This window comes from Deltaproteobacteria bacterium (genome assembly GCA_026388415.1).
GTDB lineage: Bacteria > Desulfobacterota > Syntrophia > Syntrophales > JACQWR01 > JAPLJV01.
Genome location: JAPLJV010000004.1, coordinates 122,313 through 128,774 on the forward strand (window position 1 = coordinate 122,313; position 6,462 = coordinate 128,774).

The 6,462-nt window shown below is 46.0% G+C and carries 15 protein-coding genes and 1 pseudogene; 4 read left to right on the plus strand and 12 right to left on the minus strand.

Going from position 1 to position 6,462, the window contains the following annotated elements:
- Window positions 1–36: 36 nt before the first annotated feature.
- From NT140_00865 to NT140_00915, 11 genes and pseudogenes are all read right to left on the minus strand, one after another.
- The gene (locus NT140_00865) at window positions 37–384 is read right to left on the minus strand and encodes a type II toxin-antitoxin system PemK/MazF family toxin (GenBank protein MCX5830443.1); all 348 of its coding nucleotides are present in this window, start codon (window positions 382–384) and stop codon (window positions 37–39) included.
- Entirely contained in the window at window positions 371–595 is a 225-nt protein-coding gene (locus NT140_00870) for a hypothetical protein (GenBank protein ID MCX5830444.1), read from the minus strand. The genes NT140_00865 and NT140_00870 overlap by 14 nt, the downstream gene beginning before the upstream one ends.
- 142 nt (window positions 596–737) lie before the next feature.
- Window positions 738–947 (minus strand): hypothetical protein, encoded by a 210-nt coding sequence (locus NT140_00875; protein MCX5830445.1) that lies wholly within the window; start codon window positions 945–947, stop codon window positions 738–740.
- An 80-nt stretch (window positions 948–1,027) separates the two neighbouring features.
- On the minus strand, window positions 1,028–1,213 hold the full coding sequence (locus NT140_00880) for a type II toxin-antitoxin system HicA family toxin (GenBank protein MCX5830446.1): 186 nt from the start codon (window positions 1,211–1,213) through the stop codon (window positions 1,028–1,030).
- A gap of 38 nt (window positions 1,214–1,251) precedes the next feature.
- A complete protein-coding gene (locus NT140_00885) occupies window positions 1,252–1,473 on the minus strand; it encodes a type II toxin-antitoxin system HicB family antitoxin (GenBank protein MCX5830447.1) in 222 nt (73 codons plus the stop codon).
- 101 nt (window positions 1,474–1,574) lie between these two features.
- The gene (locus NT140_00890) at window positions 1,575–1,772 is read right to left on the minus strand and encodes an ATP-binding cassette domain-containing protein (GenBank protein ID MCX5830448.1); all 198 of its coding nucleotides are present in this window, start codon (window positions 1,770–1,772) and stop codon (window positions 1,575–1,577) included.
- A gap of 328 nt (window positions 1,773–2,100) precedes the next feature.
- Window positions 2,101–2,517, minus strand: coding sequence for a type II toxin-antitoxin system VapC family toxin (locus NT140_00895; protein MCX5830449.1), 417 nt, complete (start codon window positions 2,515–2,517; stop codon window positions 2,101–2,103).
- Window positions 2,514–2,798, minus strand: a complete 285-nt coding sequence (locus NT140_00900) for a type II toxin-antitoxin system Phd/YefM family antitoxin (GenBank protein MCX5830450.1) — start codon at window positions 2,796–2,798, stop codon at window positions 2,514–2,516. The genes NT140_00895 and NT140_00900 overlap by 4 nt, the downstream gene beginning before the upstream one ends.
- Window positions 2,799–2,885: 87 nt before the next feature.
- Window positions 2,886–3,132 (minus strand): annotated as a pseudogene (locus NT140_00905) (ATP-binding cassette domain-containing protein).
- A 76-nt stretch (window positions 3,133–3,208) separates the two neighbouring features.
- Window positions 3,209–3,406: a type II toxin-antitoxin system HicA family toxin gene (locus NT140_00910; protein MCX5830451.1), complete on the minus strand. Its 198-nt coding sequence runs from the start codon at window positions 3,404–3,406 to the stop codon at window positions 3,209–3,211.
- A 36-nt stretch (window positions 3,407–3,442) separates the two neighbouring features.
- Complete coding sequence (locus NT140_00915; protein MCX5830452.1) at window positions 3,443–3,712, minus strand: hypothetical protein; 270 nt, start codon at window positions 3,710–3,712, stop codon at window positions 3,443–3,445.
- A 495-nt stretch (window positions 3,713–4,207) separates the two neighbouring features.
- Between NT140_00915 and NT140_00920 the strand changes: the two genes are divergently transcribed.
- Entirely contained in the window at window positions 4,208–4,462 is a 255-nt protein-coding gene (locus tag NT140_00920) for a type II toxin-antitoxin system HicA family toxin (GenBank protein MCX5830453.1), read from the plus strand.
- The gene (locus NT140_00925; protein MCX5830454.1) at window positions 4,459–4,806 is read left to right on the plus strand and encodes a type II toxin-antitoxin system HicB family antitoxin; all 348 of its coding nucleotides are present in this window, start codon (window positions 4,459–4,461) and stop codon (window positions 4,804–4,806) included. Before NT140_00920 ends, NT140_00925 begins: the two co-directional genes overlap by 4 nt.
- A 154-nt stretch (window positions 4,807–4,960) precedes the next feature.
- Here NT140_00925 and NT140_00930 read toward each other — a convergent pair whose 3' ends face one another.
- Complete coding sequence (locus NT140_00930; protein MCX5830455.1) at window positions 4,961–5,272, minus strand: hypothetical protein; 312 nt, start codon at window positions 5,270–5,272, stop codon at window positions 4,961–4,963.
- Window positions 5,273–5,638: 366 nt separating this feature from the next.
- On the opposite strand from NT140_00930, the gene NT140_00935 reads away from it, so the two are divergent.
- Both NT140_00935 and NT140_00940 read left to right on the plus strand, forming a co-directional pair.
- Entirely contained in the window at window positions 5,639–5,857 is a 219-nt protein-coding gene (locus tag NT140_00935) for a TraY domain-containing protein (protein MCX5830456.1), read from the plus strand.
- Window position 5,858: 1 nt separating this feature from the next.
- Complete coding sequence (locus NT140_00940; GenBank protein MCX5830457.1) at window positions 5,859–6,110, plus strand: type II toxin-antitoxin system RelE/ParE family toxin; 252 nt, start codon at window positions 5,859–5,861, stop codon at window positions 6,108–6,110.
- Window positions 6,111–6,462 lie beyond the last annotated feature (352 nt).

Sequence of the window (6,462 nt, forward strand, 5' to 3'; positions counted from 1 at the left end):
ACATTGAACCAGCCCGTAGGGTCTTGTCGTAACAGTTTATCCGGTGATATCGTAGTGCAGTTTCAGGGCCGCCTTTACTTGTGATAACAATGCCGTGGGCAAGGTGCCGATGAATTCTACCAACCGGACCTTATCAACAGTCCTTGTCTGGTTGACCATGATTTTGGATCTGCTGGTCAAATTTGCTGTTCCGGCCGGGATTTCGACTTCAAACGAGTAGACTCGGGTCACGTTAGATGTGATCGGAGCGATGGAGACGATGGGCGAATGCTCATTGTTGATGTCATTGGAAACCACGACGGCAGGGCGGACTTTCTTGACTTCAGCACCCACCGAGGGATCGAAATTGACCCAGAAAACATTCCCCTGTTTAAGCGATTCCATCGGCAATAGTCCCTTCCAGATCGGCGTTCATATGTCTGATCTCCTCACCTGCTTCACGGTACTCGACGGCAAGCCTCCGGTTTCGTCTTTCCTTGATAGCGTTGTTGATTGCCTCACTGATAAAGTGGCTTCGTCCTCTGGATTCGACCTCCTCAGTGAGCTCTTGATATGTTGCCCGGGGCAGACTCACATTGATTCGAATAACATTCATAATGTACCTCATTAGTGTGTGATATCTTGAATAATAACTTTAAATCTTTTTCTTGTCAATATTTTTACTGAAGAATTGGTGACGGGTTCACTTTCTTTGCTGCTTCAGGCTTGCAGCGTGGAGCATTTGTTAATGTTTTGGTTCAATCTACAAGATTGAACCAGCCGGAGGCATCCTTGAGCGCCCACACCTCTTCCAGCGTATCGCCTCGGATGACGGGCTTCACCGGGGAAAGGGTTCGGGCATTCTGCATCCACACATCGCGCAAAAGAGTATAGTCGCCCCTTTCTGCCTGGTGGCCGATGATGTATTTTTCACCGAGATTTTCAGCTTTGATGATGATGTCGGTCATAGGAGATAGGAGATAAAAGTTAAAGGTGAATATTGAAGGGTGGGGAACCAAGAGTAATGAAGCCTTTAAACTCTACATATTTATTCATTTTGAAAAAAAGTCTCTACATCCATTTCCAAATCATTTTTTATGATCTTTAGGAGCAAACCATAGGGTACATCTTGATTCCCATGATCAGGGATGGTAGTTTTCCTCCCATCGGGATGTCTGAAACGGATATGTGACCCTTTTTGACGAACTGCTTCGAAACCAAACTTCCTTACCATTCTGATAAGGACCCGGAATGATATTGCGGGAATGTGGGTCAGTGTCTTGCCATTTCAATATCTCTCACGCCCACAAAAGTCATTTGTGCGTCAGTCGCTGGCGATTCTTCCAAAAGACAAACCTCAATGGCTTCCTGGATGTTTTCTAATGCCTCATTAATGGTTCTGCCGTAACTTCTACAAGCCTTGAGGATAGGGCACTCAACAATGAATACGCCGTCCTTGTCCTGTTCAATTATAACCGGATAATGTTTTTTCATTGTTTCCTCCATCATTTTTCCTAGGTCACTAACGGTGCCTTAATATATTTAGAATTCTTACAGTAAACCGACAATTATGATACGGTGATAGGATTAACCAATCATAGGCGCATGTCAAGAGATTTGTGAGCCTCTGTGAGGCCCTCGATGGTCACGCGCCCGGTTGAAGGCTCGGTAATGCGGCTTAAAATCTTCAATAGCGTGCTTTTCCCGGCCCCGTTGCGGCCGATGATACCCAAGGCCTCTCCGCGGCGGATCTCAAAACTCACATCCTTGAGCGCCCACACCTCTTCCATCATATCGCCCTGTATGACGGGCTTTCCCTGGGAAATAGGGGGACACGATGCGGCATCATGTCCCCCTATTTCCCTCGTAGGGTTCGCGCATTCTGCATCAGCACGTCGCGCAAAAGCGTATAGTCACCCCTTTCCGCCTGGTGACCGAAGACGTATTTCTTACCGAGGTTTTCAGCTTTGACGATGATGTCGGACATAGTTAAAAGGGAAAAGTTAAAGGTTGAAAGTTAAAGGTGAATGGTGAAGGGTGAGGAGTTAGGGGTTACCTATCGCCTAACAGGGGCGCTTCGAAGCTGCTTTCTATCAGCCCGGTTATTCCTGCGGATATTTATTACCCTTGGTGCCATTTTTCCCATTTCAATCCGGTGAATAATCGAAAATCATCAATGTTGCGTGTGACCAGAGTTAAACCGTTGGTTGCGGTTATGGCAGCGATCTGACCATCTACAAAGGAAGGGGGCTGTCCTTCAGAGGTTAATCTGGCTCGTTCTACGGCATGCCAGCGGGCGGCACGTTCGTCATAGGGAAGTATAAGCAGATTTCTGTGAACAACCTCTTCGAGGAAGACTTCTAGTAATTCTCGCTTCTTCGAAAGGAGCATCCGATAGCAGCCAAACTGCAACTCATGCCAGATCGGAGCGCCAATGACCAACTCACTTTGATGCTGCTTGCACCGTTCCATTACTCCCTGGTCAGGGGTTGGTTTCACTAATTCAGAAACAACGTTGGTATCCAGGAGATATTTCATGCAGTCCAACCGGACGCTCTACCGGGCGACGGGTCACGTAGATTCTTAAGATCGCTTTCATCAATAACAATACCTTCGGAGGAGATAAGGTTCCTCACTTTCCCGAGACTTGCCCAGAATCCTTGCCCGCCTTCCACCATGCGTCTGTAGTCTCTTTCGGGAAGTAACATCGCTACCGCTTTTCCGTATCTGGTAATCTCTACAATAGATCCTTCCTCCACTTCGCGAAGGATGGAAGGAAGCTTGTTCTTGGCTTCCGCCACCGAAACGCTTCTGCTCATCGCTTTTCACCTCGCTTCATATAACCGTTGGGGGTATTATAGCCATAATGATGGCTATGTCAAGCTTATTTTCATCTGTTCCGTTACATTTAGATAAACGTTCCCCCGCCCGGACAGTTCCGGGTGAAAGCCTGTACCCACCTCCAGCAGGCTTGCTACGCGGCCATTGATCGGAATCTTGGGACACGATCCCGATTTCTGCGAAATTGGGTCATGTCCCGAAATTCCCGGTAATGCGGCTCAAAATCTTCAATAGTGTGCTTTTTCCGGCCCCGTTGCGGCCGATGACGTATTTTTTACCGAGGTTTTCAGCTTTGATTATGGTGTCGGTCATAATGACTCAGTTAAAGTAAAATGTGAAAAGTGAAAAGAATAAAGATGTTTGCGGTATTTGCAACGGCTGGCTGGACCTAATTTACCTCTGCAAGTAGAGAAAAATATTCTTCGCGGCTAATGTTGGCCGAACGGAGGTTGTTTTTGATAATAAACACCGGAATCTCTTGCCAGTCGGGAATTACAATGGGCCTTGCGATGCCATCTTTGGTATAAACATAATGATCACCTTCGATTCTGACGCAAGTGAATCCGGCTCTTTCAAAAACCCGCATCAGCTTCCGTGCTGGTATAGGCGATATTTTTGGCATTTAACCATGAACTGACATGAGCTCAGTTGCAATTAGACGTGGCGTCAGCCAATCTCCAAATCCTGCTTTCTCATACCCCGATTCGCTCAAAATATCTTCTAAAGTGCCCATTTTTTGGGCTTCTTCAAGAAACAAACGAACCGCAGTCTTTAGATTATTACGGGCATCATCAACAGTGCCACCGCAACTGGAAACATCAAGTTTTGGCGAGTAGGCCACATATGTGTTGCCCTCTTGAAAAACGATGCTGTCAAATTCAATATTAATCATTTCGAATCCTCTTTTCTCAGGTCCCTTTCCGGCATGCCTTCTATCAAATTCACGTTTTCACAACCAGATCAGTTTTCTTTTTCTGGCCCTCTCGACAGATTCCGCGACTTGCTGTGTGCAGAATTTGTATTACCTTACCGTTGAGGATTATATTCCACCCCGCTGTTATCTGCAAGCATTAAGGTGAATTGGGGGGGACGGATTCACATTTCCTCTTTAACTGCCCCCTCTTTGGTGTAAGTCTTGCCGTAACCCGTTTAACCCGAGCGCAGATTATAAGGAACTCTATCAATTAGGGATATCTGCGGCGTCCGTCGGGAAAACACGGGAGGCCGTCACCTTCCTGAAAGTCGCCAAGCTGAAGGTACCGCCCACTGATACGGAGTTTCTTGAAAAGATTGACAAAAACCTGGCGATTCATAGCGGGGAGGGGAAAGTAACCACTTCTTGGTTTTTTCCTTTGCCTTTATTGCCTGCTTCTGGTATTCTCTACCCATGAACAAGAAGCAGCGTAAGATCCTTCACGACATTTACGAAAAACCAACCCGTTGCGATGTCTCATGGCGGGATGTCGAATCTCTTTTCAGGGCAATAGGGTCAGATATTTATGAAGGCGATGGGTCGCGTGTTTCGGTAGTTTTCAATAAACGGGTTCTTGATATCCACAAACCACACCCGAGCGGCGACATGAAAAAATATGCAGTCGAAAAAGTAAGGGATTTTTTGAATATAATAGGAGTAAAGCCATGAGTAAAAACTTTCTCAAATACAAGAATTACGTCGGTAGCGTCCGGTTTGACGCAGATGATCGTATCTTTCACGGGAGCGTCCTGGGCATCAATGACGTTATAGGATTTGAAGGCTCGTCGGTGGAGGAGCTTGAGAAAGATTTCAAGGCGGCCATTGACGACTATTTCGAGACATGCCGGAAAATCGGCAAAAAACCGGAAAAACCTTTTAAAGGCGCCTTCAATCTTCGACTGGATCCGTCTCTCCATGAGATACTTGTAACCGGCGCTTTAAGCGAGGGGAAGACCTTGAACGCGTTTATCAAGGATGTTTTGGTAAAAGCCGTTTCCGAGGTGCATGCCTGAGCAAGGAATTGGGGACGGGTTCACATTTCCTTCGCTGGTTCAGGCTTGCAGCTTGCCGCATTTGTTAGTGTTTAGGTTCAATCCGCAAGATTTAACCTAAACAGAAGAAAAATGAACGAAGAAACCATCCTGGATTTCCTTTATATCAAGTCTCTCAGCCACTGGCTAACCCCGTATTGTTCTCAGCTTGCAGTTTTTCCCATAGCAGGGTGATAATCAGCATAGATGCATCATCAACATCAAGGTCTTTATTTCCGGATGCCACCCGGCAAGATTCTATCAGCGCCTCATTTCCCGACCACAGACCCAAGGCACCCTTGGCATAATTACCGAGCGAAAAGTGAAGTTCGTCCAGATCTTCCTTTTTCGTAGTTAACAGCGGGATCTCATAATTGCCCGCTATGTGAACCTGTAAATAATCAACTGCTTCTTCAACGGTCTCAGGCGGGTATCTAACGATTGCCATATAATATTTTCCTTCCTTTTGTTATTTTACAGGGAATTAGGGACGTAATAATTCCGGGGGAGAGTATACTTAATTCCCAGAATTAACACTATATTTTTTCTAATATCTGATAAAAAAGTCGGCACAATGGGCAAGTCGTGGTCTGGATCGGCGGCAAGAGGTGAGGCCTCAAACCACGCCGAACAAATGGTTCCATTAACTGAATTACTTGAGTGGCCATGCTCGTGCCAGAAATCATAGATGCCCGATAAGAGCATTCGGGCATGACAAAACGTTTTGCAATTACCTCGTTACCGCTAAAGTTTCTCTTGACGGGTGTAAAGGCGCGGTGTATATGTGTGACAAGTAACATCATAGGGGGTATGTATGGCAAAGGTATTGAATGTCCGGCTGCCGGACGGAATAGCAGATCGGCTGGAGAATTTGGCAAATGTGACGTGCAGGCCGAAATCATTTTACATCAAGGATATGCTTGAGCGTCATCTGGATGATTATGAGGACGCATCGCTTGCACTGGAGCGTCTGAACGAGAAGAATGCAAAATACCTGACGACGGAAGAAGTGGAGAAATCCCTTGGCCTATAACGTGAGATGGAACAAGGGGGCGCGTGATGATTTGGCGCAAATAGATAAATCCATTGCACGGCGAATTATCGACAAGATAACGGGTTATTTGGCATCCAATCCTGAGGATTTGGGCAAACCCTTAAAAGGCATTTTTCGTGGTCTATACCGTTATGGCTTTGGAGACTGGCGGATTATCTATGCGTTGGATCGGGAAGAGAATTCGATCATGATTCTGCGGGCAGGACACAGGAAGGATGTTTACAAGAAATAAACAAGTAGAGACCTTTATCTGCCGAAACTCGAAAAATCGTCATACCGGCGAAGGCCGGTATCCAGTATTATCAAGCACTTCCTAGATTCCGGTTTTCACCGGAATGACGAATAAGGGAGTTGTGCAAAGGTCTCACTGCGTGGAATTGGGGACGCAAAATTCTGGGGGCAGTATAATTAAATCCCGGAATTCACATTATATTTTTTCTAATGAGCCTCTTGCAAAAAGAGGGATGATTTATTTTTACCAAAAAATGCAAAATAACATATTGTAATTATTGACCTTCAAGGTATTTCCTGGTATAGTTTTGTAACCAGCAAAACGGAACCGAGGAGGATGCCATGAAGGTCGT

Bases quoted from the DNA above. Each gene is read 5' to 3' on its own strand.
- NT140_00925 (MCX5830454.1), top strand. From the start codon at position 4,459: ATGAGTAAAAACTTTCTCAAATACAAGAATTACGTCGGTAGCGTCCGG.
- NT140_00885 (MCX5830447.1), bottom strand. From the start codon at position 1,473: ATGAAAAAACATTATCCGGTTATAATTGAACAGGACAAGGACGGCGTA.
- NT140_00890 (MCX5830448.1), bottom strand. From the start codon at position 1,772: ATGATGGAAGAGGTGTGGGCGCTCAAGGATGTGAGTTTTGAGATCCGC.
- NT140_00935 (MCX5830456.1), top strand. From the start codon at position 5,639: ATGGCAAAGGTATTGAATGTCCGGCTGCCGGACGGAATAGCAGATCGG.
- NT140_00870 (MCX5830444.1), bottom strand. From the start codon at position 595: ATGAATGTTATTCGAATCAATGTGAGTCTGCCCCGGGCAACATATCAA.
- NT140_00880 (MCX5830446.1), bottom strand. From the start codon at position 1,213: ATGGTAAGGAAGTTTGGTTTCGAAGCAGTTCGTCAAAAAGGGTCACAT.
- NT140_00895 (MCX5830449.1), bottom strand. From the start codon at position 2,517: ATGAAATATCTCCTGGATACCAACGTTGTTTCTGAATTAGTGAAACCA.
- NT140_00900 (MCX5830450.1), bottom strand. From the start codon at position 2,798: ATGAGCAGAAGCGTTTCGGTGGCGGAAGCCAAGAACAAGCTTCCTTCC.
- NT140_00915 (MCX5830452.1), bottom strand. From the start codon at position 3,712: ATGATTAATATTGAATTTGACAGCATCGTTTTTCAAGAGGGCAACACA.
- NT140_00865 (MCX5830443.1), bottom strand. From the start codon at position 384: ATGGAATCGCTTAAACAGGGGAATGTTTTCTGGGTCAATTTCGATCCC.
- NT140_00920 (MCX5830453.1), top strand. From the start codon at position 4,208: ATGAACAAGAAGCAGCGTAAGATCCTTCACGACATTTACGAAAAACCA.
- NT140_00930 (MCX5830455.1), bottom strand. From the start codon at position 5,272: ATGGCAATCGTTAGATACCCGCCTGAGACCGTTGAAGAAGCAGTTGAT.
- NT140_00875 (MCX5830445.1), bottom strand. From the start codon at position 947: ATGACCGACATCATCATCAAAGCTGAAAATCTCGGTGAAAAATACATC.
- NT140_00910 (MCX5830451.1), bottom strand. From the start codon at position 3,406: ATGCGGGTTTTTGAAAGAGCCGGATTCACTTGCGTCAGAATCGAAGGT.